The 24,559-nt window shown below is 68.6% G+C and carries 15 protein-coding genes; 4 read left to right on the plus strand and 11 right to left on the minus strand.

Annotated features, from left to right (window positions below):
* Positions 1–10: 10 nt before the first annotated feature.
* The 3 genes from HD599_RS13895 to HD599_RS13905 all read right to left on the minus strand — a co-directional run bounded on the left by HD599_RS13895 (position 11) and on the right by HD599_RS13905 (position 4,004).
* Positions 11–1,177, minus strand: a complete 1,167-nt coding sequence (locus HD599_RS13895) for a hypothetical protein (RefSeq protein ID WP_184238565.1) — start codon at positions 1,175–1,177, stop codon at positions 11–13.
* Positions 1,174–2,319: a sensor histidine kinase gene (locus tag HD599_RS13900; protein ID WP_184238567.1), complete on the minus strand. Its 1,146-nt coding sequence runs from the start codon at positions 2,317–2,319 to the stop codon at positions 1,174–1,176. The genes HD599_RS13895 and HD599_RS13900 overlap by 4 nt, the downstream gene beginning before the upstream one ends.
* 203 nt (positions 2,320–2,522) lie before the next feature.
* Entirely contained in the window at positions 2,523–4,004 is a 1,482-nt protein-coding gene (locus HD599_RS13905; RefSeq protein ID WP_343062080.1) for a malate:quinone oxidoreductase, read from the minus strand.
* A 103-nt stretch (positions 4,005–4,107) separates the two neighbouring features.
* On the opposite strand from HD599_RS13905, the gene HD599_RS13910 reads away from it, so the two are divergent.
* Both HD599_RS13910 and HD599_RS17825 read left to right on the plus strand, forming a co-directional pair.
* Positions 4,108–4,890 (plus strand): TSUP family transporter, encoded by a 783-nt coding sequence (locus tag HD599_RS13910; protein ID WP_184238569.1) that lies wholly within the window; start codon positions 4,108–4,110, stop codon positions 4,888–4,890.
* A 41-nt stretch (positions 4,891–4,931) separates the two neighbouring features.
* Positions 4,932–6,185 carry a hypothetical protein gene (locus tag HD599_RS17825; protein ID WP_221420513.1) on the plus strand — a complete coding sequence of 418 codons (1,254 nt, stop codon included), beginning with the start codon at positions 4,932–4,934 and terminating at the stop codon, positions 6,183–6,185.
* An 8-nt stretch (positions 6,186–6,193) separates the two neighbouring features.
* Here the strand turns inward: HD599_RS17825 and HD599_RS13920 are convergent, their stop codons facing one another.
* Positions 6,194–6,871 carry an SGNH/GDSL hydrolase family protein gene (locus HD599_RS13920; protein WP_184238571.1) on the minus strand — a complete coding sequence of 226 codons (678 nt, stop codon included), beginning with the start codon at positions 6,869–6,871 and terminating at the stop codon, positions 6,194–6,196.
* Positions 6,872–7,065: 194 nt separating this feature from the next.
* Between HD599_RS13920 and HD599_RS13925 the strand changes: the two genes are divergently transcribed.
* Positions 7,066–7,410 (plus strand): hypothetical protein, encoded by a 345-nt coding sequence (locus HD599_RS13925; RefSeq protein ID WP_184238573.1) that lies wholly within the window; start codon positions 7,066–7,068, stop codon positions 7,408–7,410.
* A 65-nt stretch (positions 7,411–7,475) separates the two neighbouring features.
* On the opposite strand, the gene HD599_RS13930 is transcribed toward HD599_RS13925, so the two are convergent.
* The 7 genes from HD599_RS13930 to HD599_RS13960 form a co-directional block, all read right to left on the minus strand.
* Positions 7,476–8,534, minus strand: a complete 1,059-nt coding sequence (locus tag HD599_RS13930) for an aspartate-semialdehyde dehydrogenase (RefSeq protein ID WP_184238580.1) — start codon at positions 8,532–8,534, stop codon at positions 7,476–7,478.
* A 170-nt stretch (positions 8,535–8,704) separates the two neighbouring features.
* Entirely contained in the window at positions 8,705–9,967 is a 1,263-nt protein-coding gene (locus tag HD599_RS13935; protein WP_184238582.1) for an aspartate kinase, read from the minus strand.
* Between the two features lie 94 nt (positions 9,968–10,061).
* Entirely contained in the window at positions 10,062–10,661 is a 600-nt protein-coding gene (recR, locus tag HD599_RS13940) for a recombination mediator RecR (RefSeq protein WP_184238584.1), read from the minus strand.
* A gap of 3 nt (positions 10,662–10,664) precedes the next feature.
* Positions 10,665–13,091 carry a DNA polymerase III subunit gamma and tau gene (locus tag HD599_RS13945; RefSeq protein WP_184238586.1) on the minus strand — a complete coding sequence of 809 codons (2,427 nt, stop codon included), beginning with the start codon at positions 13,089–13,091 and terminating at the stop codon, positions 10,665–10,667.
* A gap of 145 nt (positions 13,092–13,236) precedes the next feature.
* A complete protein-coding gene (locus HD599_RS13950) occupies positions 13,237–14,469 on the minus strand; it encodes an HTTM domain-containing protein (protein ID WP_184238588.1) in 1,233 nt (410 codons plus the stop codon).
* 2 nt (positions 14,470–14,471) lie between these two features.
* The gene (locus HD599_RS13955) at positions 14,472–15,254 is read right to left on the minus strand and encodes a DUF5819 family protein (RefSeq protein ID WP_184238590.1); all 783 of its coding nucleotides are present in this window, start codon (positions 15,252–15,254) and stop codon (positions 14,472–14,474) included.
* A gap of 160 nt (positions 15,255–15,414) precedes the next feature.
* Entirely contained in the window at positions 15,415–21,396 is a 5,982-nt protein-coding gene (locus HD599_RS13960; RefSeq protein WP_184238592.1) for a choice-of-anchor G family protein, read from the minus strand.
* A gap of 566 nt (positions 21,397–21,962) precedes the next feature.
* On the opposite strand from HD599_RS13960, the gene HD599_RS13965 reads away from it, so the two are divergent.
* The gene (locus HD599_RS13965; RefSeq protein WP_184238594.1) at positions 21,963–24,542 is read left to right on the plus strand and encodes a helix-turn-helix transcriptional regulator; all 2,580 of its coding nucleotides are present in this window, start codon (positions 21,963–21,965) and stop codon (positions 24,540–24,542) included.
* The last annotated feature ends 17 nt before the right edge of the window (positions 24,543–24,559 follow it).

Below are 24,559 nucleotides of genomic sequence, written 5' to 3' on the forward strand. Positions count from 1 at the left end.
CTGCCTGCCCTCAACGCTGGTCATATGAAAACCTTAGTGTCAGGGCAGGAGGATCGTGTTCAACCTGCAGATCGCTGAAGATCACGCGCATCACCGCGAGAAACGGTGCTATGTCGGAGCGTTGGGCTCCGTCATCCGCCTCTAAGACGGCCTGGATCGCCACGTCGCAGCGTGCGCCGTCCTGCGCGAGGCTCACGGTCATCTCTTCGGGTTGGAAGGAGCGGTCGCCGTGCAGAGCCACGATGAGCGCCCGAACGGCGGTGCGCTCGTCGGCGGACATGTGCTCGGCGAGGCGGTGCCGGTCGCGCACGGTGGCGTGCAGCGCGCCGGTGCCGCCCGGCGCGAAGCGCGCGAGGCCCTCCACGACACCGTCGAGCCAAGTGCGCTCGGCCTCGGCGACGATCACGGCGCGGATGGCGTTGGAGATCTCCCGGGCACGTTCACGGGTCTCCTCGGTGACGGTGGCACCCTCGAGCAACTCGCTGAAGAACGGCACGACCTCCTGGTTGAGGATCGTCACGCGGTCCTGCTGCACGGAACGGGCGATCGACTCGCCGCGCTCGTCGGCCAGCGAGGTGAACGCGCGCCGGGCGCGCACCTGCCAGCGGTCGAGGCTGCGCACGAGCACGTCGGCGAACGCGGCGGCACCGAGCGACGCCGCGAGCACCGGCGTCATCGCCACGATCACGAACGCGATGGGCGGCAGCGGGAGGGCGAAGCCGTCGGCGTGCACGACGACCACGAAGCCGACGAAGATCGCGGAGAGCACGCCGGACGTCGCGATCTCCTTGGCCGGACGGTAGGGCGCGAGCGAGAGGATGTAGAGGCCGACGGCGGGCGCACCCCAGTCGTCGCGCACGTAGGCGTCGTGCGACCCCATCGCCACGGAGCTCGCCACCATCGCCGCCAGGGCGCTGATCACGATGACGGCGTGGGTGCGGGCGGTGAGCGGAGCGCGCAGCGGCCCCGACTGCAGCACCAGCACGACCGCGCCGACGCCGATGAGCACGAGGGACAGCAGTGCGAGCGGGACGCTCTCGATGTCGTCGCGGTTGTTCCAGGTCGTGAAGGCGGCGAACAGAGGCACACCGATGGCCGCGAGGTAGCTGGTGGGGCGCCCGACGAGCGCGCCGAGCGGGTCGCGCTGCTGCAGGGTACGTTCCTCGCCCGGGTTCACGATGCGGCCTCGAGCACGGGGTCGGACTCGCTGACCGGCAGGCTGATGAGCACCGACGTCCCGGTGCCCGGCGTCGACCACACCTGCACGGTGCCGCCCACGGACTCGATGCGACGGCGCACCGACTGGCGCAGCCCGAGCCGGTCGACGCTGGTCTCGCGTTCGATGAACCCCTTGCCGCCGTCGATCACCATCACGGTGATCTCGGTGCCGGCACCGTAGATCACGACTTCGGCCCGGTCGGTGCCGGCGTGCTTGACCACGTTGACGAGACACTGCTTCACCGCGAGCGCCACGGCGAGGCGCCGGGGCGCGGTCAGCCGGGAGATCGCGTTGCGGTCGCCGGTGAGCACGACTTCGAGCCCGAGGTCGCGGGCCTCGTCGATCGATTGGAACAGCCGGCTGGCCGACCACCCGTCGTGCCCCGCGGCATCCTCGTCGGTGTTGTCGTCGACGAGCCATTCCTCGCCGACCAGGATCCCGAGATCCCGTTCCACCCGATCGCGCAGTTCGGGGCGCAGCTCGCCGTCGGGGGACGCCGACACCGCGGCGAGGTGGTTGAGGATCGTGTCGTGCATCATGGCGGCCGCGCGCAATTCGAGCTGGTGCCGGATGTCGGAGAGATGTTCGTCACGCGCAGCCCGGTGCAGCCCCGGTTGCGCCCGTTGCACGCGCTGGCGGCTGAGCCCGATGATCGCGAGCAGAAGGACGACGCCGATGAAGACGACGGTCGCGGTGACGTCGGGGGTGATGATCGCGCCGGTCTGCAGCGCGGCCGCGACGGTCGCGCTCTCGCCGAGCACGAACCCGGCCGCGCTCCAGGCGATCACGCGCAGCACGCCGAAGCCGGTGCCGCCCACGAAGATGAGCGCGATCTTGGCCATTGTGAAGATGAACGAGTCCGTCGTCGCCTCGCCCGGGAACTGCGCGCTGCCGACGAGCACCACCCAGTAGAGGCTGACAGTGCCGATGAGCAGGTAGGTGACGCTGAAGAACCAGCTGCGGTAGTTCTCGAGCAGCCAGAGTGCCGCGAAGATCGGCAGCAGACCGATCATCGCGGGCCAGAGGAGCACCGTCGGCGCGACGCTCTGCAGCAAGAGGATGAGGCTCAGCGCGGCGGTGAGGCAGACAAGTGCGATCACGTGAGAGGCCCGCGCGAGCGCGCGGCTCTCACTATGCGGCGCGAGATGCCCAGGTAGTCCGAGCGACATCTCAGATCCCCCCTCAACTGGACGGTGGTATCCACGACGCTACAGACAAGCGTTGGGTATCTCTCACCCCAGTTCGGGCGGTTTCGTCAGCCGCGGCATCCGATTTCTTCGATTTGAGGGCGTTTGACGCCAAATTAACGCGGAATACGCAACGATTCGGCGGTGCGGGTCATGATGGCGTCGGCGAGCTGCGGGTCGTCGGAGAGTTTCGTGCCGAAGCTCGGCACCATCTCGGTGAGACGCGGACGCCACGCTTCGATGCGGTTCGGGAAGCACTTCTCGATGAGGCCGAGCATGATCGGGGCGGCGGTGGATGCTCCGGGCGAGGCGCCGAGCAGACCGGCGATGGTGCCGTCGGCGGAGGCGACGACCTCGGTGCCGAACTGCAGTACGCCGCGCTTGACGGCGTCTTTTTTGATGACCTGCACGCGCTGGCCCGCCGTGATGCGGTACCAGTCCTTCTGCTCGCCGCGCGGGAAGAACTGGCGCAGCTCGTCGAACTTCGTGCTCTTCTTCGCCACCAGCTGGCCGACGAGGTACTTGACCAGGCTGAGGTTGCCGAGGCCGGCCGCGACCATGGGCACGAGGTTGTGCGGGCGTACCGACTTGAAGAGGTCGAACCACGACCCGGACTTGAGGAACTTGGGGCTGAAGCCCGCGTACGGGCCGAACATGAGGCTCGTGTTGCCGTCGATGACGCGGGTGTCGAGGTGCGGAACCGACATCGGCGGTGCGCCGACGGCCGCCATGCCGTAGACCTTGGCCTGGTGGCGGGCGACGATCTCGGGGTTGTCTGTGCGCAGGAATTCGCCGCTCACCGGGAACCCGCCGTAGCCGCGGATCTCGGGGATTCCGCTCTTCTGCAGCAGGTTGAGTGCGTTGCCGCCGGCACCGACGAAGACGAATCGCGCCAACTGCACGAACGGGGTGTCGCCCACTTCGCGGCGGTAGGAGATGCGCCACAGGCCGTCTTTGCGGCGCTTGATGTTCGTCACGCGGGCGTTGTAGGTGATCTCGGCGCCGCCCTCTTCGAGGTTGCCGATCAGGCTGGAGGTGAGCGCGCCGAAGTTGACGTCGGTGCCCGCGGCGATGCGGGTGGCGGCGATCGGCTGCGACTTGGCGCGGCCGGGGATGAGAACGGGCGCCCAGCTGCGGATGACGCGGGCGTCTTCGCTGTACTCGAGCCCCTCGAACAGCGGGTGGTCTTTCAGGGCGTCGAAGCGCTTGCGCAGGAACGCCACATTGTCGTCTCCCCAGACGAAACTCATATGCGGCGTGGGGTTGATGAAGCTCGTGGGTTCGGGCAGCTGACCGGTCTCGACGAGGTGCGACCAGAACTGGCGCGACACCTGGAACTGCTCGTTGACCTTGACGGCGCCCGCGATGTCGATGGTGCCGTCGGGCCGCTGCGGAGTGTAGTTGAGTTCGCAGAGGGCGGAGTGGCCGGTGCCCGCGTTGTTCCACGGGTTGGAGCTCTCTTCTGCGGCATCCCCCAGCTTCTCGAAGATCTGGATCGACCAGTCGGGTTCGAGCTGCTTGAGCATCGTGCCGAGGGTGGCACTCATGATGCCTCCGCCGATCAGGGCCACGTCTATGGGGGTTTCTGGGGAACTCACCCGCCCAGCTTACGGGTCGCCCGCCAATCGGGGTGAGGGCATAAAGGCCCTTGTTCACAGTCTCAGAACACGGCATACGGGGAGGAGTGGTTCACTGGACGATGTGAACAAAGCCCCCGGCGCCCGCTACTGGATCATCCTCGTGGCGATCGGCGTGATCGGCGGCCTGCTCTCGGGAGCGTTCGGCATCGGCGGCGGCATCGTGATGGTTCCCCTGCTCATCACTCTCGGCGGCCTCGACCAGCGTGGCGCCGCCGCGACATCGCTCGTGGCGATCGTGCCCACCTCGATCGCGGGCTCAGCCACCTATCTCGCCAACGGCGAGATCGATCTGATTGCGGGATGCCTCGTGGCCGTCGGCGCGGTCGGTGGCACCCTGATCGGCACGAGGTTGCTCCGTCGCATCCCCCTGGTATGGCTGCAGTGGCTGTTCATCGCCCTCGTCGTCGTGGTGGCGGTGCGCATGCTGGTCGTCGCGCCGGAGCGCGGGGACGCCGTCGACCTCACCCTGTGGGTGGCTCTGGGCTACATCGCGCTCGGGCTGCTCATGGGCATCGCCTCGGGGCTGTTCGGCATCGGCGGCGGGGTCATCGCCGTGCCCGGCCTCATCGCGATCTTCGGCATGAGCGACCTCGTGGCCAAGGGCACGTCGCTGCTGGTGATGGTGCCCACCGGCATCGTCGGATCGGTGGCGAACGCGCGGGCCGGACTGGTGCGGGTGAAAGCGGGGCTGGTGGTCGGCGTCGCGGCGACCGTGGCGTCGGTTCCCGGCGTCGCTCTCGCGCTGGTGATGCCGCCGCGGCTCTCGGGCATCCTGTTCGCGGCCCTGCTGCTCGGGGTCGCCGTGCAGCTGACGGTGCGGGCCATCCGATCGGCTCGGAAGTAGCGCCTCGTACACTGGGGGTTGCCGACTTTAAGGGGAACCCAGTGACGACATCGCGTATACGCGGACTCGCAGCGACAGCGGCCGTCAGCATGATCGTGCTGGGGTCGGTGGCGCTGGGGGCCGGGGCGGCGCAGGCGGTCGTGTGCACGGACCCGCCGACCAACACCGCGCCCGTCGGGTGTACGCCGCTCGAAGACGTCGTTCCGGTGGATCCGCCCGTCGAAGAATCGAGCCCGGAGCCGACCGAAACTCCGACGGCAACGCCGACACCTACGCCGACCCCCACTCCGACTCCGACTCCGACGCCCACCCCGACGCCGGAGCCCACCGTCGAGCCGACGCCCGAGCCGACCGTCGCCCCGGAGCCCACGCCGACTCCCACCCCCACCCCGACTCCGACGCCCACCCCGACGCCCACCGAGACCGCGGTCGTCGTGCCTCCCGTGGTCACGCCGACCGCGACGCCGACACCGTCGGCGACGCCCACGCCCGACGCGATCGTGCCGACCTCGTCAGACTCGACCCGCACCGCGGCCCTGCTCGTCACGATCCTCGTCATCGTCGTGCTGCTCGCGGCCGCCATCTTCGGTCTGGTCGTCGTGCGCCAGAAATCCGCGCGTGACCGCAATGCCGCGAAGACCGGGCCGGTCACCGCGCCCGCCGCGGGCCCCGAGGTCGCCGGGGTCACCGGACTGCAGTCGCTCTGGCCCCCGATGGAGCCCACGAACACGAACGCCCCGACCACCGCCTATCAGCCGCCGGCCGACAATACCCGGGCATTCAGCGCGACGGACTACCCGACGACGAATCTTCCGGCAGCGTCATCCGCCGAGACGGCCTTCTTGCCCGTGCCGGGCGCGCCCGCTTCTCCCCCGCCCGTGCCGTCCGCCGACGCGCCGACTGAGGCGTTCCGCCCGCTGCAGGAGCCGGCACCGACGGAGGCTTACACGCCGCCGGCGGATCTGCCGCCGACCGAGGCGTTTTCGGCCCCGCCCGTCGTGCCGCCGACGGAGGCGTTCACGGCTCCGCCCGTCGTGCCGCCGACCGAGGCGTTCTCTCCCCCACCCGTTCTGCCTCCGGTCGCCCCGACGCCCGCCGCTCCCGCGGTGCCGCCGGCGAACGACGCGCCCAAGGTCGCCGCGAGCTGGCCGTTCGCTCCGACGCAGCCGCCCGCTGCACCCGTCGCCCCGACTGAGGCTCCGACCCCGCCCGCGTCGAAGACGGCCGAGGACGACATCTCCTACCTCAACAGCCTGCTCAATAAGGACAACCCCGACAAGCGCCCGCGCAAGTAACTGACCGCTTAGAGGCCGAGCTTCTCGAGTTCCTCGTTCATGCGGTCGGCCATCGCCGCGTAGCCCTCGTCGTTGGGGTGGAGGCCGTCCGCGGCCATCCACTCGGGGTGACCCTCGATCCAGTGGGAGGCGCCGGAGATATAGTCCGCGTCGGCGTCGGCCGCGGCATCCTTCACCCAGTCAATGATGACGCCGACGGATTCGGGTCGGTCGTCGGTGTACCAGAACGGCTCGACGACGATGAAGCGAGCGTCGGTCAGGGCCTCGGTGAGGCGGGCGAAGTCATCGTCGATCTGCGCGTGGATCTCGTCGGCCGCGCGATCGTAGGAGAAGTTGTCGTTCAGCCCCATCGTCACGAAGACGATCTCGGGGTCCGAGTCGATGACCAGGTCGGGCAGGTCGCCCTCGCCGAACGTGCTGCGGTTGTTGATGAAGCCGAGGCCGTTGACGCTGGGGTTGAACTCGTTCCAGTTGCGCTCGCTGCTGACGATGGTCGACCAGCGCTTCTCGGGCGAGCTGGCGCCGGTGCCGAGCGTGTAGGAGTCGCCGTAGAAAGCGACACGGGTGCCGGTGCCGGTGCCCGCGGTCGGGGTTTCGGGCTTCGATGCGATCACTGCCACTGCTACTCCGATCGCGACGACGGCGCACAGCGCGGCTGCGATGATCAGTTTCACGCGTGTGCTCATGCCGTCTATTCGACACCCTATCGGTCAGGGTTTGGTCGGGATGGCGGTGCCTGCCGGGTTTCGGGACGCCTGCGGGGCGGCGCGCACCCGCAGTCGCCCCGCCGACCCGCCTCCGCCGGGCCGGAACTCGCCCGGCCCGCCTAGTCCCGCCCGCCCGACAGGATCGTTTCGCGCTTTCGCCCGACCCCAGCGCCATGTCGGGCACGGAGACGCGGATGCGTCTCGCGCTCGTCCGCGCCGGGTATCGCGTCGAGACCCAGGTCTACGTCGAGGGCGTCGGGCAGGTCGACATCCTGATCGACGGTTGGTACATCCTCGAGCTGGACAGCAAGGAGTTCCACGATGGAACACCTCAGCAGACGACCGACCGGCGACGTGATGGCAATTCCGTGATCGCGGGCTACGGTCACGACCGCTTTATGTGGAGTCAGGTTCGCTACGACATGGACTGGTGCCTCGCGGTCGTCGCGGCTCGAATCAGCGACGGGCGCCCCGACCGCGCACCGATCGACAGGATCAGCACCCGTCGAACGGGCTGATGGTCCTGTTGAACGCGCGGCTGGGTCGATGCGTCTTGTTGAAGGCGCGTACCGCCGGCGGCTGGTTAAGCGGAGACGAGCTTCGCGGCGACCAGCTCCGCGATCTGCACCGCGTTGAGGGCGGCACCCTTGCGCAGGTTGTCGTTGCTGATGAACAGCGCGAGGCCGCGGCCGCCGGGGACACCCTCGTCCTGCCGGATGCGTCCGACGTAGGACGGGTCCTGGCCGGCCGCCTCGAGCGGGGTCGGCACGTCGGTAAGCACGACACCGGGGGCTTCGGCGAGCAGCTCCTTGGCGCGTTCGACCGAGAGGGCGGAACCGAACTCCGCGTTGATCGCGAGCGAGTGGCCGCTGAACACGGGCACGCGTACGCAGATTCCGCTCACGAGCAGCTCGGGCAGGCCGAGGATCTTGCGGCTCTCGTTGCGCAGCTTCTTCTCTTCGTCGGTCTCGAAAAGGCCGTCGTCGACGAAGTTGCCGGCCTGCGGGATGACGTCGAAGGCGATGGTCTTCGGGAAGGTCTTCGCCTCGCCGAAGTCGACCGACGAGCCGTCGTGCACGAGCGAACGGGGGTCCTGCTCGATGGCAGCCTTGGTCTGGGCGTAGAGCTCCTCGCCGCCGACGAGACCCGCACCGGAGACGGCCTGGTAGGTGGAGACGATGAGGCGCTCGAGGCCGGCCTCGTCGTGCAGCACCTTGAGCACCGGCATCGCAGCCATGGTGGTGCAGTTCGGGTTCGCGACGATGCCCTTGCGCGCGTCGGCGATCGCCTCGGGGTTGACCTCGCTGACGACAAGCGGCACGTCGGGGTCCATGCGGAAGCCGCTCGAGTTGTCGATCACGAGCACGCCGGCCTCGGCGAAGCGCGGCGCCTGCGCCTTCGAGGTGGTGGCGCCGGCGGAGAAGATGGCGATGTCGAGCCCGGACGGGTCGGCGGTCGACGCGTCCTCGACGACGATGTCCTCGCCGCGGAACGGGAGCGTCGTGCCGGCACTGCGCGCCGACGCGAAGTAGCGAATCTCGGCGACCGGGAAGTCGCGCTCCTCGAGGAGGCGACGCACGACGGCGCCCACCTGACCGGTGGCGCCCACGACGCCGATTCGTACTCCGTTGTTGTCGCTCATAGTGTTCCGCTCGTCGATCGGTGCCCTGACCGGGCCGCTGCAATTCTAAAACGTGGAGGCGCCGGAGCGCCGGGTGGGTTTCGACAGGGTCAACCCGCGAAAGTCTGCGAAAATTCGCGGAAACGTGGTTTCGATACGGCCGTGGACGGCCTACTCGACCACCGGGCCGACTAGCGCCCCGTACCGCCGTGCACGACCGCCTCGGTCTCTCCGTCGAGGCCGAACGCCTTGTGCACGACGCGCATGGCCTCGTTCACTGTGTCGGCCCGCGTGACGACCGAGATGCGGATCTCGCTGGTGGAGATCATCTCGATGTTGATACCGGCGTCGAACAGCGCGGTGAACAGCTTCGCCGTGACTCCCGCGTTCGTGCGCATGCCCGCACCGACCACGGCGAGCTTGCCGATCTGGTCGTCGTGCTGCAGCGAGTCGAATCCGACGTCCTCCTTCTCGGCGGTGAGCGCCGTGATGACGGTCGTCGCGTCCGACTTGGGAAGCGTGAAGGAGATGTCGGTGAGACCGCTCGCGGTCGACACGTTCTGCACGATCATGTCGATGTTCGCGTTGGTCTTGGCGACGATCGTGAAGATCTGCGCGGCCTTGCCCGGAATGTCGGGAACGCCGACGACCGTGATCTTCGCTTCGCTCAGGTCGGCGGCAACACCGGTGATGATTGGCTCTTCCACGATCTCTCCATCCTTCGGGTTGGTGACCAGCGTGCCCTCGTTGTTGTTGAACGACGAGCGCACACGCAGGGTCACCCCGTGACGCCGGGCGTATTCGACCGCCCTGATGTACAAAACTTTGGCCCCGGATGCCGCGAGCTCGAGCATCTCCTCGCTGGAGATCACATCGATCTTCTTCGCGGCAGGCACCACTCGGGGGTCCGCGGTGAAGATGCCATCGACATCCGTGTAAATCTCACAGACCTCTGCGCCGAGGGCAGCGGCCAATGCGACGGCAGTGGTGTCGGAGCCGCCACGGCCGAGCGTCGTGATGTCGCCGGTGCCGCGGTTGAAGCCCTGGAATCCCGCGACGATGGCGACGTAGCCGGCGTCGAGGGCGTCGCGGACGCGCTTCGGCGTCACGTCGACGATGCGGGCGGAGCCGTGCTGGGCGTCGGTGATCATTCCGGCCTGGCTGCCCGTGTACGACCGGGCCTCGACGCCGAGGCTCTTGATCGCCATGGCGAGGAGCGCCATCGAGATGCGCTCTCCCGCGGTGAGCAGCATGTCGAGCTCGCGCCCGGACGGGACCGGGACGACCTGTTCGGCGAGGTCGAGCAGTTCATCCGTCGTGTCGCCCATGGCGCTCACAACGACGACGACCTCGTGGCCAGCCTTGCGGGTCTCGACGATGCGCTTGGCGACTCGCTTGAGGCCCTCAGCATCGGCCACGGAGGATCCGCCGTACTTCTGTACGATCAGGCTCACGTGGTTCTCCTGCTTTTGTGGGACGTGGGCTCGATTGCGGCCCAATGAGCGATTCTAGTGGGCGTTTCGGGCGTGTTACGTCGCCGTCGCGAGACTAGTTCTCGACGAGCCGGCGGCCCTCGAACGCGCGGCCGAGCGTGACCTCGTCGGCGTACTCGAGGTCGCCGCCGACGGGGAGCCCGGATGCCAGACGCGTCACCCGTAGGTTGGGCTGCTGCAGCAGGCGTGTGAGGTACGTCGCAGTGGCCTCGCCCTCGAGGTTGGGGTCGGTCGCGATGATGACCTCGGTGACGACGCCGTCGCTCAGCCGCTGGAGCAGCTGGCGGATGCGCAGGTCGTCGGGCCCGATGCCGTCGATGGGGCTGATCGCCCCGCCGAGCACGTGGTACAGGCCCTTGAACTCGCGGGTGCGCTCGACGGCGACCACGTCTTTCGCCTCTTCGACGACACAGATCGTGGCGGGCGAGCGGCGCGGGTCACGACAGATGCCGCAGGTGTCGGACTCGGTGACGTTGCCGCAGATGCTGCAGAAACGCACCTTCTCGCGCACTTCGGTGAGGATCTCGGCGAGACGGCCGACGTCGAAGCTCTCGGTCTGCAGGATGTGGAACGCGATGCGCTGTGCCGACTTCGGGCCGATGCCGGGCAGGCGGCCGAGTTCGTCGATGAGTTCTTGAACGATTCCTTCGTACACGGGTTAGAAGTCCTTCGGTACGACGCGGGGAGCCACGGCTTGTTCTTCGATGAAACTGGCGCCGAGGATCTCGCGCACGACGGACTCGCCGTAGCGCGCGTCGTCGGCGGTGGGAACGGGCACGACCTTGGCGGCCGGCTTGCGGGCCGCGGCGCGCTGGGCCTGCAGCTCCTCCTCGGTCGGGGCGCTCGGCGGGATGGCGGCGACAGCCCAGCCGCCGGGTTCCACGTCGGGCTCGGTCGGTTCGGGCGCTTCGTCGTCGGCGGGCGGCGGAACGCTCACTGAGCCTGCCGAAGGGCTGCTCGTCGCGGGGCGCGCAACCGGGGCGGCCGGAGCCGTCGGCTGCTGTCCGAGCGGCGCCATGAACTTCACGCGGATGCCGAGCAGGTCGAGGATCGCCGTGCGCAGGATCGTGCTGACGCCCTCGCCGGTCGCGGAGAGTTCCTTGAACTTGCCCTGGTCGGTGTGGTTCGTGAAGACGAGCGTGAGCACGTCGCCGTCGAGCGCCCGCACCTGCGCGTTGAACACGACGGTCCACGCGTTCATGCTGGCCTTCTGCACGGACTCCAGGATCTCCGGCCAGGTGTCCTTCATCTGCTGCAGAGAGACGGATGCCGCGGCGGGAGCCACCTCGACGGGGGCCGGGGTTTCGGCCGCTGAGCTTGTTTCGGTCGCTGAGCTTGTTTGGGCCGCTGAGCTTGTCGAAGGGCTGGGGGCCGCGGCCGTCTCGGCAGGCTCGACCCGCTGGGCCGGCGCATCGTCCGCTACCGGATTCGGTGCGTTGGTGGAGACAGCGGGGGCCGCCTCGAGCTCGGCGACGGCCTCGTCGACCGGCACTTCGGGCTGCTCGACAGGACCATCGTCCCCGGTCGCACGCTCGACAGGAGCATCGGGCGTCGCGGTCGCGTCCTGCCCTGTTGAAGGGGTGGCGGGGGTGGCGCTGGCGGGGATTTCGACAGGCTCGACCCGCTGGGCCGGCTCGGCGGCGCGGGGCGCTCCGGGCACCGCGACCGTCGGCCAGGACGACGTGGCGGGGATCGGTGTGACGGGCGGCTCGACGACGGCGGGAGCGGGGGCTTCGACGGGGGCGACGCGCTGGGCGGGCTCGGGGCGGCGGGTCGGGGTTTCGACAGGCTCGATCCGCTGGGCAGGTTCGGCGACCGGGGCCGGGCGACGGGTTTCGACAGGCTCAACCCGCTGAGGCGGCTCAACCCGCTGCGGAGGCTGGGCCGGACGCGCGACCGGAGCGGACGCGATCGCGCCACCCTCCACACCCACGCGGCGTTCGAGGCGTTCGACGCGCACGAGCGCGCCGCGCTCCGTGTCGTCGCTGGCGGGAACGAGGATGCGCGCGACCATCAGCTCGAGGTGCAGGCGCGGCGACGTGGCGCCGGTCATCTCGGTGAGGGCGGCGTTGACGATGTCGGCGGTGCGCGAGAGCTCGGCCTGGCCGAAGGCGGCGGCCTGCGCCGACATGCGGGTGAGCTCGTCGGCGGGGATTCCGCGCAGCACGGCGGCGGCGTGGTCGGCGGTGGCCGCGACGACGATGAGGTCGCGCAGGCGCTCGAGCAGGTCTTCGACGAAACGGCGCGGGTCCTGGCCGGTCTGGATGACGCGGTCGACGGCGGCGAACACCGCGGCGTTGTCGCGCTGGCCGATCGACTCGACCGCTTCGTTGAGCAGCGTGCCGTGCGTGTAGCCGAGCAGGGCGACGGCGCGCTCGTACTCGACGACCGTGCCTTCCGAGCCGGCGATCAACTGGTCGAGCAACGAGAGGGTGTCGCGCACCGATCCGCCGCCCGCGCGCACTACGAGGGAGAGCACGCCGGGCTCGACGGTGACCTTCTCGCTGTCGCACAGCTGCTGGACGTACTCGAGCATCTGGGCCGGCGGCACGAGCCGGAACGGGTAGTGGTGCGTGCGCGACCGGATGGTGCCGATGACCTTCTCGGGCTCGGTCGTCGCGAAGATGAATTTGACGTGCTCCGGCGGCTCTTCGACGATCTTGAGCAGCGCGTTGAAGCCGGTGGACGTGACCATGTGGGCCTCGTCGAGGATGAAGATCTTGTAGCGGTCGCGGGCCGGTGCGAAGATGGCGCGCTCGCGCAGGTCGCGCGCGTCGTCGACGCCACCGTGGCTGGCCGCGTCGATCTCGACGACGTCGAGCGATCCGCCGCCGTCACGCGACAGTTCGACGCACGACGGGCAGACGCCGCACGGGGTGTCGGTGGGGCCCTCTGCGCAGTTGAGGCAGCGGGCGAGAATGCGCGCCGACGTCGTCTTGCCACAGCCGCGGGGGCCGGAGAAGAGGTACGCGTGGTTGACGCGGTCGGTGCGCAGTGCCGTGCGCAGCGGGTCGGTCACCTGCGACTGGCCGATGAGTTCAGCGAAAGTCTCTGGCCGATAACGGCGATATAGGGCGGTGACCACCCGTCAAGAGTAGCCGTCACCGCCGACAGTCGTCTGCGGCTGTGGATAGCGGCCGCGACTCGGGCACCGATAGGTCGAAAACCTCGCGCAAGGCGAGGCTCCCGGCGTGGAATCCACCGTCGAGCATCCCTTCGGCCCGAGCGGACTACCGCTTCGGTTTGGTGAGGCTGGCCACCCGGCTTGCCCGCTTCTTGCGCGGTTCGTAGAGGTTGTTGTTGCGGCGCGGTGGAGCGGCAGCGAGGCTCGTCGCGGGGACGAGTTCGGGCTCGGCGTCGGCGCCGTCGGACCCTTCGACAGGCTCACGGGCCGGCGTCTCGGCGGCGGGCGCTTCGACAGGCTCAGCGACCGCGACCCGGGGAACCCGACGGTTCACCACGATCTCTTTCACCACGGCGGCGACCTCGCGTACCCACCTCAGCGCGCGCTGCCACGACCCGTCGCGAACGAACAGCAGATCGAGCGAGATCATCGCCAGCGAGAACGGCCACAGCCCCAGGAAGAGTCCGATACCGAAGTGCATGCCGAGCAAGAAGACCAGCGCGGCGATGCGCGTCGGCCGCCAGAGCACCAGCACCGGGAAGGTCAGCTGCACCCAGATCGACAGCCAGGTCGCGATGAACACGAAGATGCTGAACTGCCAGGTCAGGTCGGTGAGCCCGGGGAACGGGCGGAACACGTCGAGCACGACCGAGTAGTAGAACGCGGTGCCGTTGCGCCATTCCTCTCCCTGCAGCTTGAAGATGCCGGAGTTCACGTAGACGAGCATGATCTGGTAGCAGCACACCATGATCGCGGCGTTGTGCGCGGCGTTCGTCGCCCACGACGGCGGCGTGAGACGACGGGGCAACCACGTCGTGCGGGCGACGCCGTACGTGTTCCTCAGCCAGGCATCCACCGACCAGTGCTGCGACAGGTTCGCGAAGATCAGGAAGAACAGCGCAATGCGCATGATCGTGTCCCCGCCGTTGGTCAGCACGGCGCTGTTGACGGACAGCCCCATCCAGAACAGCAGCAGGAACGGCGTGACCACCCGCGTCTGCAGCCCGACCAGGAACAGCACGGCGAGCGCCGCCAGAATCAGGTACGAGAGGTCGAACAGCGTCGCGTTCTCCTTCGAGAACAGCATGCGGAACAGTCCGAAGTGCCCCGCGCGGCTGGCCTCCGGCTCCACCCACTTCGAGGCGACTCCCCAGAGGTACTGGCGGTCGGCGAAGTTCGTGACGAGGAACGCCAGGATCGAGAACCCGAAAATGATCCTCAGCGCGGAGAGACTGTACGTTGCGTGCTGGGCTCGGGTGAGCCATCCCGCCAGCTTATTAAAGAGTGTGACCGGGTTCAGAATTTCGGATGCCGCGGCCGCTGTTGTCGGATTTCCCATGATCAGCGCCCGTACCTTTCGATCACGTCGTCGTAGACGGCGATGGTTTCGGGGTCGATCACGTCGTCGACCTGGCGCCAGCCGAAGGTGACCGCGCGCGGCTCGAACTGTTGCGTCTGCTCGAAGCGGTGGTCGAAGTCGTTCGGCTGGGTGCGCACGATGCGCCAGCGCACGCGCTCGATGTCCTCGGCGAAGTACGCCGTGGTGAAGTTGGTGGCGTATTCCTTCAGCATGTAGTCGTAGCGGAGGAACCGCACGATGTCGGAGGTGTTGTCGCCGTCCGCCTGGAGCTGTTCGATGAGCGGCTCGACGAGCTTCGCCCGGTAGCCGTCGCCCGCACGCTCGATGAACGTGTCGCGCACGATCTCCTGCTGGTCGGGCGTGAGCAGCGCGTACCGCTTGCTGTAGATGAGCGCCGCGTTCCACGACGACTTCTGGATCCGTGACGGGATCGCGTTGCCCGGCACCGCCTGCTGCTCGAGTCCCGTGACGCTGACCCAGTCGCTCTTGACGAGCTCTCCCGCGTCGTTGCGCCACTGCCCCTGGACCTCCATGGTGATGTTGGTCTTCATGATGTTCGGGGCGAAGACGTTCCACTTCTGTGCGAAGTACGGACTCGCGGCCGAGATCAGCGGTGACAGCGCCGAGCGGAAAGCGCTCGTCGGGGCCACGATCACCAGGCTGGTGAACACGTACAGCGCGACCAGCGCGAGGGCCACCCCCGCTGCGATCTTGGCTTTTCTCGGCACCACGGGTGGTGCGTCTGGTTCTTTCGTTGTTGTCACTGCTGGTCCCCTCCCCGGGATTGCGCATGTGTGTTGGTCGACGAGGGTGGTGCGGTGGGCGTCGGCCTAGCGACGCCCACCGCGGTCGGTGAGTGAGTGCCCCCGTCGACACGGGCGGGGGAGAGCCCGATTCTCGTCGTGCGGGCGCACTCATCCCCCTTTAGATCACGCGCGACTTCTGTCGGCGCGTGACACCGATGCCTCCGGCTCCCGCGAGCATGAGCAGCGCCGCAAGGCCGGCGAGCCACATTCCCGTGAATCCGGTGCTAGCCAGAGCCGCTGGCTGTCCTAGTACGACGAAGTCGGTGGTTTCCCGTTCCGTCGGAATGTCGCCGCTGACGCTTCCCACGTAGTCGATGCGGTGGGCACCGAGTTCGAAGTCGGCACCGATCGCGAACGTGAAGCTCACGTTTCCGCTGGCATCGGCGATCTGCGTCGGCAGGGTGAAGGGCGTCGAGCGAACCGTCGCGGTAACCGTCTCACCGGGTTCGAAGCCGGATCCAGTGGTCACCTGGCTGACGCCGGTGCCGCGGACGATCGTGCGCTTCTCCACGGTGCCTCGGGCCAGCTCGCCGACCGGGTCTCCCCCGTCCGCGTCGGTCGCGGCGTCCGTGTCGGTCGCGTCGGCGTCGGTCGCAGCATCGGTGTCCGAGTCCACCTCGATGCCGTCGGCACCCAGGTCGGAATCGGAGGCGTCAGCTGCCGCGTCGGTCGCAGCATCCGTGTCGGCCGCGGCATCGGCTGCCGTTGCCGCATCCGTGTCCGAGTCCACCTCGATGCCGTCGGCACCCAGGTCGGAATCGGCCGCATCGGCGTCTGCGGCGGTCGCGGCGTCGACGTCGGCATCAGCAGCGTCGGCGTCAGCAGCCACGTCTGCGGCGGCATCCGTGTCGGCGGCTGCATCCGTGTCGGCGTCGACCGCGGCATCAGCAGCGTCGGCGTCGGCGGCCACATCGGCAGCGGCATCGGTGTCGGCATCGGCAGCGTCCGCATCAGCAGCCGCGTCGGCGGCGGCATCGACATCGGCAGCTGCGTCTACGTCTGCGGCTACATCGGCAGCGGCGTCGACGTCGGCGGCCACGTCAGCGGCGGCGTCCATGTCGGTCGCGTCCGAGTCGGCGGCCACATCGGTAGCGGCATCCACGTCGGCGTCGGCAGCGTCAGCGTCTGCGTCTGCGTCTGCGTCGGCAGCGTCTGCGTCGACATCCGCAGCAGCATCGGCGTCCACGTCGGCATCGGCATCAGCGGCCACGTCAGCAGCGGCGTCAGCGTCGGCCGCGACATCCGCAGCAGCATCCACGTCCACGTCGGCATCGGCATCAGCGGCCACGTCAGAGGCGGCATCCACATCGGCATCGGCGTCGGCGGCCACATCGGCTGCGGCGTCCACATCGGCATCAGCGTCAGCAGCGACGTCGGCAGCGGCGTCAGCGTCGGCCGCGACATCCGCAGCAGCATCCACGTCCACGTCCACGTCAGCAGCGGCATCAGCGGCCACGTCAGCGGCGGCGTCCACATCGGCATCGGCGTCAGCGGCCACATCGGCTGCGGCGTCCACATCGGCATCTGCATCCGCAGCGACGTCGGCAGCGGCGTCAGCATCGGCCGCGACATCCGCAGCAGCATCCACATCGACGTCGACGTCGGCCGCAACGTCGGCCGCGACATCCACATCGACATCGACATCGACGTCCACGTCGGCGCCGTCGGTATCCGCGTCGACCGCGACATCGACGTCGGCGTCCGCATCCTCGGTGACGGCGACGGTGTCGCTGGCGGTGTTCACGCCCTGGCTGACCACGGCCGTGATCGAGCCGCCCACGTTGGTCGGTACCAGGAAGCTCGAGTCGAACGTCCCGTCCGCCGCGGTGATGACACCCGTCTGGGTTCCGACGATGTTGGCCGGCACGTTGCCGTCGCGGTATTCGATCGTGACGGTGGAGCCGCCGACCCAGCCGGAGCCGCTGAGGGTGATGGTGTCTCCCTCGACGACGGTGGTCTGGTCGATCTCGACGGCGGGCTCGCTGATCGTGACCTCTTCGATCACGGTCACATCGCCCTGCGTCACCGTGACGGTGATCGAGGTCTCTCCGACCGGCACGATGAAGCTGGTGTCGGTGAAGTTGCCGTCCGTGTCGGTCGGTACGTCGACGGGGCTGCCGATGGGGCCGTCCTCGTTGCTGTACACGATGGTGACGGTGCTGGACGGTACCCAGTCGGTTCCGGTGACGGGGATCGTGGTTCCGGGAACCACCGGGTCGGCAGGGACCTGGACGGCGGGGACCAGTACGGTCACGACGTCGGTCAGGCCCGGGTTGCCGTCCTGGCTGGCGGTCACCGTGAGCGATCCTGCGACGGTGCCGACAGGCACCGTGAACGGGATGCTGAACGAACCGTTCGCCAGCGTCGAGAACTGGATGGCGGTGGGGTTCGTCTCGCCGTCGGCGTCGAGGAACGACACCGTGACGAGAGTCGCCGGGTTCCAGCCGGTTCCGGTGAGCGTGATCTGCTGACCGACGACCACCTCGTCCTGCGGGATGACGAAGTTCGTCGGCGGGATGACGGCGAGTGTGTCCGTCGCCGTGTTGTCACCCTGCGTCGCGTTGACGGTGATCGGCCCGGTGATTCCCGCGGGGATCGTCACGGCGACCGCGATGGTGCCGAGGTTGCCCGGTACTGCGGGGTCGTAGACGGTGACCGTCGCGGTCGTCGGAGTCGCGCCGACGATGGGGTCGCCGTTGCCGTCGAGGAACTCGAGTGCTACCGGGGTGCCCACGGTCCAGTTGCCGCCCTGCACGTTCACGGTGCCGCCGGCCAACGGCACGCCGTCTTCGACGACGTTGACGGTCGGGGCCGGGGTGACCAGGACGGTGTCGGCCGCGGTGCTGGTGCCGTTCGTCGCCGTGACGGTCACAGTTCCGAGCTGGCCGAGCGGGACCGTGTAGGTGAAGTCGAACTCGCCCTCGGGGGTGACGCCGACCAGTCGCGAATCGTCGAAGGCCGGGTCGCCGTTGCTGATGGTGACGTTCACCAGCAGCGTTCCGGTCGCCCATCCCTCGCCGTGGACGCTGATCACCTTGCCCTCGGTGACCGTCTCCTCGATGACGTCGAGCAGCGGTGCCGCGGCGACGTTCGCCGTGTCGCTGGCGGGCGGGAAGCCTGCCTGCGCCTGGGTCACGGTCGCGGTGATGACCGTTCCGTCGGGAGTTGTGCCCGGAACCGTGTAGTTCGCGGTGAACGTGCCGCCCGGGCCGGTGGCCTGGACGAACGGTCCGGCGAGCGGTAGTCCGTCAGCGAGGTACGTGATTTCGACGTCGGTGTTGCCGACGATCCCGGTCCAACCCTGGCCGGTGAAGGTCAGCGGGGTACCGGCGACCACCGTGTCCTGCACGATGTTCGCGGTCGGCTGCGGCACGACGACGCTGTCGTCGTTGGTCGCGGCGCCCTGGGTCGCCGTCGCCTGGATGGTTCCGAAGAATCCGGCCGGTACGACGAACGTCGTCGAGAACGAGCCGTCGGGGTTCGCCTGGACGGTGCCGTCGGCGAGACCGGGAACGGGAACGCCGCCGGAGGTGTACTCGATGGTGATGTCGGGACCGGGCACCCACGAGGCGCCGTTCACGTTCACCGTCTGTCCGGCGACAGCGGTCGGTTCGACGATGTCGATCGTCGGGTACGGGGTCACCAGCGCCGTGTCGGCCGCCTCGTCACCGTCGTTCGCGCCGGTCGCGTTCACGGTGACCGATCCGACCGCGGTGAGCGGCACGGTGAAGGTCGTCTCCGGGATGTCGCCGCCGGCGGTCGCCGTGACGGTGTCGGTGCCCAGCTCGACGCCGTTCGCGTCGACGAAGACGAGTCCGACGGTCTCGCCGTTGCCCCAGTCGCCACCGTCGACGGTGATGTCGGAGCCGGCGACGACGGTGCCCTCTTGGATGTTGATGAAGGGCGTGCCCGGCGGGATGACGGCGACCGTGTCGGTGCGGACGTCAGCCCCCTGGGTGGCGCGCGCCGTAAGGGTCGCCGAGGTCCCCGGAGGAGTGGTGAAGGTGACCGCGAAGACGCCGTTGGCGTCGGCGGTCGGCGTCAGCGTGTCGAGAACCGTCGCGCCGTCGAGCAGGTCGACGGTCAGCGCGGTGTTCGGCAGCCAGTTGATGCCGTTGACGGTGATGTCACCGCCGACCGGGACCGAGGTCTCGAGGATGTTCACGGTGGGATTGCCGGTCACGACGACGGAGTCCGTAGGCGCGTAGAGGCCCTGGGTCGCCGTGACGGTGACCGGTCCGACGGTTCCGAGCGGGATCGTCACGGGCGCGAGCGTGAAGGCTCCGCCGACAGCGGTGGCCGGGATGGCGGCACCGAGCGGTCCGCCCGGTGTGCTGAGCTGCACGCTGACGGGGCCGTCGGGGAAGTCCGCGCCGGTGATAGTGATCGTGTTGCCCTCTCGCACGGTGGTCTCGACGATGTCGACCGTCGGAGCCGCCTCGGCCAGAACCGTCGACGAACCGAGCGAGACCTTGGCGAGGGTGGTTCCGGCGACTCCGGGGAGCAGCGTCAGGCTGATGGCGCGCACGGTGCTGGAGCCCGCGCCGAGGTCGCCCGGCGTGGCGACGGGGTTCGACGCCGTGACCGTCTGCGGCTGGTCGTTGATCCGTAGGTCGATCACGCGGTCGAGCACCGGGCCGAGCACGGTGGTGAGGGTGCCGACGACCGGGTTGATCACGCCGTTGAGGGCCGTCGTGATGGCCGGGCCGGACGCGGTCAGGGCGCCGGTCGCGGCCGTTCCGACGGCAGCGACGAGCGGGGTGACCAGGTTCGTTGTGAGAGCCGTGAGCAAGCCACCCAGCAGGGCGTTGACGGCCGGTCCGAGGATGGGACCGAGACCGGGGAGAACCTGGATCTGCGACAGGTCAGGGACGATCGCGCCCGCCGCCAGTTGCTGGATTGTGCCCGTGAGCGTGATCGGGGCGTTGATCACCGTGATGTTGCCGGCAGCGACGGCCCGGAGGTTGATGCTGACGGTGACCGTCGAGTTGTTGATCGCCGTGTTCAGCGCGGTGGTGATCGGTGCGGCAATCTTTCCGAGCGCGTTGGTCACACCCGCGGTCACGAGGCCGATCGTCTCGGCCGTGATGACCTCGGTGTTCGCCGGCAGGCCGTTGAGGTTGGGGCCGCCCGGGTTGACGATTTTGGCGAAGTCGATCGTGACGGTGCCCGTGGTGAGGTTGACCGTGACCGCGTTGTCGTCGCTGACGATCACCGAGTTCGTGCCGAGCGCCTGGTCCACGACCGCGCCGAGGTCGGCGAGGTTGACGGTGATGGTCGGTGTGCCGAGGGTGACCACGGCGACGCCCGGCAGGTCGAGGCTGGTGCCGGCGTTGAGGTTGTTGACCAACGTCTGGAGGGTGCCGCCCGTGCCGACGAGGCCGTTGAGCTGCGTCGTCACGGTCGAGCCGACGCTGACGCCGGCCGCTCGCAGTTGCGTGGTCAGCGATGCCACGAGCGCGCTGTGCAGGTTGGCCTTCAGGTCGCTGACCCGGTACTGGTACACGGGAGCGCCACCCGCAGTGGCGGTGGCGTTCGACGCGACCGCTCCGATCTGCAGGTTGAGCTGGTCGACGATCTGGTCGGTCAGGCCGGCGACACCGAGCTGGCCGAGGAACTGGGTGAGGTTGACCTTCGCGTTGCCGCCGGCGGTGGGCGGTGCCGTCGGGCTGAGCGAGATCGAGCCGTCGTTGCTGACGAGGCCGGATGCCGCGATCGAGGAGGTCGGCGTCGTCGCCGCGTAGTTCTGCACGACGCCGAGCTCGCCGAGGTCGAGCAGACCGGGAGTCGCGCCGCCCGTGACGAGCGGCACCTGGACACCGGGCGCCACCTGGAGGGTGAGAGCGCTGTTGACCGCCGCCGCGTTGAGCGGGTTGGCCTGAGTGCCGGGGCCGGTCGGGCTTCCGGAACTCGCGGTACCGACATCCGCCAACTGCGCCTGCAGCAACGTCGACCCCAGGAACTGTGCGAGGGCCTGCGAATTGTCGGTCGGCGTCGGCAGCGCCTGTGCGGGCACCGACAGCCCCAATACGGAAAGTGCGGTCGCCGTGACCAGAGCTGTTGCCCCCATCAATCCGCGGCGTCGTGTTCGTGCGCTCATCGAAAAGCCCCCTGCTACCCGGTGTCACCCGCCCACTCCGGCGTACTTACGGGTCCGGATGAGCGACAGGCCCGCAAAGCAGAGCGGGCCCGGTACCGACGCTAGGGTCGGCCCCACAGCCAGACAATGCGCGCTGCTACCGAATAACTACGGGGGTAGACCCGCCGCGATACCGAGGAAATCGCGGTCGTCCGAGCGGCGGAATCCACCTCCGGAGGCCGTATATCCCAGCAAAGAGCCGGGCCATCCGGCCTACGCGGTCCAGCTGAGACGCTCTCAGTAGTTGCTACCGAGTTTTGTCGCTACGGACACTCAGCAACGCGACACTTTGTCATACCTGCAGGGGTGAAATTCTGGCCAATCGCTGTCAAAAGGTGGCCATTACCGAGAAGAAAGAGCATGATCGACGCGGGGAGGAAATTGTGAAAGCACTTCAGTATCGAAGGTTTCGCGACGAAGTAGTCGCGCATTACGAGGCTCTTGGCGCTGCTCGCCGATCCGAAATCGACAGGATCGAAAGGTCCCTTCGCAAAGGGATCAGTGTCATTCTCACAGGCCACACAGGAATGGGCAAAAGTTTCGTCGCATCCACCCTGGTGGAGCGCATCGAACCGGGCATGCATGAGGCGAACGACAACTCGGTCATCCGCTGCACACGGTCACGCGACGTCGCGCGACTACTGAGATTGCAGGGCGACCACGGCGAATCGCGAGGGATCGTGACCATCGAGGATGCTCACGTGCTGTCGCTCGAGAACCTCCAGGGCCTCGTCGACTTCGTGGGCAGCACCGACCGTCCCGTCCTGATCACTCTCGACATCAACCCGGTGGGGCCGGCGACCGCGGAGTCCGTGGCGCGCACGCGCACCATCACGTCGTTGTGGGCCGATCTCGGTCTCGAGCGTGTCGACCTCTCGGGGGTCGGATTCACCGAGGCCTCCGCCATGATCGACGACGCCTGCGGACACGAGGGCCTCGACGTCGTCACCCGCGCGCGCATCGTGCACGGCGCGGCCGGCAACCCGAAACTCATCGGCGAGCTCACCCGGGAGGCCCTGCGCAACCCGGGAAGCGTCGACATGGGCAGCGCGTCGCTGATCCTGGGGCCGAACACGCTGCCCCCGCGCATCCTCGACCTCGCCCGTGAGCGTCTTCTCGACCTCAGCGACGTCGACGAGTACGCCCTGATCACGCTCGCCAAGCTCGGTACGATCCCCTACGTCCGCGCCGCGCGGCTCGTCGGGCAGGCCCCGCTGCGCTCGCTGCTGCGACGCGGGCTCGTCAGCCACGAGCCGGGGGCGTCCGAATTCGTCGCCGCCAACCTGCTCTATGCGAGCGCTGCCCAGCTGCTGCGCGAGGTGGAGAACCCGCTCGACGCGGAGCACGCGGTCGAGAAACTGCTGTTGTCCGACCTGCGGATGGGCGAATCGCTCACGTCGTCGGAGTGCGTGGTGCTGTCGACCTACTGGGTGAACAACCCGGACGCGGACCCCCTCGACGGGCTGAGCGCGGAGAAATCCGCGAGCGTCCTCTGCCGCGCCGCCCGTCGGGCCGACGTGTGGGGGCTGCCCGCGGCATCCGAAGTATTCGCCCGTCGTTCGATGGCACTCGCACCCGCGGTGCCGGCCGTCCACTCGCTGTCGCGGGCGCTCGCCGGCCAGGGTCGCGTCAACGCAGCCCTCGACCTGCTCGAGCGGGACACGACGCCCCACACCGTGCCGCGGGAAGACGTCGATCTCGCCATGTGGTGGATCCTGCTGAGCGGCTGGGTGCCCGACAGCGAGCAACGGCGTGGCACCATGGTCGGGATCACCACCGGCTGGGGCACGGTCGACCCCCTGCTTGCCGCCATCGGGGAGCTCACAGAGATGTTCGGCGAACTGATCTCGAGCGATTACGAGGACGGCATCGACGCTCTCAACGCCTTCGCCGCAGACGAGTCGAAGCCGATGCCGTTGCGGCTCCGGGCGCTCACCCTGCTCGTGTCGACGTACTCGCACCGTGGCGAGCCCGCGGAACTCGACAGGGCCTACACCGACGGGCGTGCGCTGGTCGGCGAGATCGCCGCATCCCGCAGCTTTCGCACTTACAGCGACGACCACACGGCCGCCGCGATCTTCATTGCCCGCGCGGGCTTCACGTTGTCGCAGCAGGGCGAGTCGCGGGTGCAGCTCTCCCACGACCTCGACGTCTACGCGCTCCGTGCCGTGCTGGAGGGCAACGAGTTGGAACTCGCCCTCGTCAACGCGGTGTCCGGCTCGCTGAGCCTGTCGTCGCAGAACGCCGCGCGTGCCGAGGTGGAACTGGCCCGCGCCGAGGCCGGCTTGCGATTCAAGACCGAGCCCGAGACCTCGTTCGTCGTACGCCTGTTGCGCGCGGTGTCGCTGTTCGCCCTCAACCGGCCGGACGAGGCGATGGAGATCTTCGGCAGCATGTCGCCGGCGGAACTGACGAGCGAACCGTGGATGGAGTTCTACTCCCGCTACATCCGCATCCTGCTCGACGTGAACCCCGCCGACATGACGAAGACCCACGCGGCGCTGCTCGACCTCGCGGACTACAAAAAAGGCCGCTACCGCCAGGTGAGCATGACCGGCGCGTATCTCGCGTCGCGGGCCGGTGCACCGCTGGACAAGCTGGTCGCGTTGATGGACGGCTTCGAGTCGCTCGGCCACTCGCACATCGCCGACGTCTACGAGGAGCACGTGCGTGCCGAGGCCGCCGGCGACGCGTTCCGCCTCGACGCCGTCGGCTCGAGGCTCGAGGAGTTCGGCCTCAGCGAGGAAGCGGCGTGGGCGTTCTCGCTTGCCATGACCGCTCACCTCGGGCACGGCCGCTCGGCCGAAGCGGTCGTCAGCCGTGCCCGCCGCGACGCGCAGGCGCGTCAGCCGCTCAGCCCGGTGACGGCGGTGGTGCCGGCCAGCAACGCCGCAGCGCGCGACAATGTGGCGCGGCTCACCCGCCGCGAGCTCGAGATCGCCCAGCTCGCCGGCATCGGCCTGAGCAACTCGGAGATCGCCAGCAGGCTGTTCCTCAGCGTCCGCACCGTGGAGTCCCACGTGCTGCAGGCCCGGGTCAAGCTCGGAGCGAGCCGCCGCAGCGAGCTCGGCCTCTACCTCGCCGACGTGGGCAGCAAGGTCTCCTGACCCCTGCCGCGACGTCC

Origin of the sequence: Conyzicola lurida (assembly GCF_014204935.1) — a bacterium.
In the GTDB taxonomy this organism is placed as follows: Bacteria; Actinomycetota; Actinomycetes; order Actinomycetales; family Microbacteriaceae; genus Conyzicola; species Conyzicola lurida.

What these genes read in the sequence shown, in the direction of transcription:
- HD599_RS13920 (WP_184238571.1), bottom strand. Translation starts at nt 6,871, where the DNA reads ATGAGCACACGCGTGAAACTGATCATCGCAGCCGCGCTGTGCGCCGTC.
- HD599_RS13925 (WP_184238573.1), top strand. Translation starts at nt 7,066, where the DNA reads ATGTCGGGCACGGAGACGCGGATGCGTCTCGCGCTCGTCCGCGCCGGG.
- HD599_RS13930 (WP_184238580.1), bottom strand. Translation starts at nt 8,534, where the DNA reads ATGAGCGACAACAACGGAGTACGAATCGGCGTCGTGGGCGCCACCGGT.
- HD599_RS13950 (WP_184238588.1), bottom strand. Translation starts at nt 14,469, where the DNA reads ATGGGAAATCCGACAACAGCGGCCGCGGCATCCGAAATTCTGAACCCG.
- HD599_RS13960 (WP_184238592.1), bottom strand. Translation starts at nt 21,396, where the DNA reads ATGAGCGCACGAACACGACGCCGCGGATTGATGGGGGCAACAGCTCTG.
- HD599_RS13965 (WP_184238594.1), top strand. Translation starts at nt 21,963, where the DNA reads ATGGGCAAAAGTTTCGTCGCATCCACCCTGGTGGAGCGCATCGAACCG.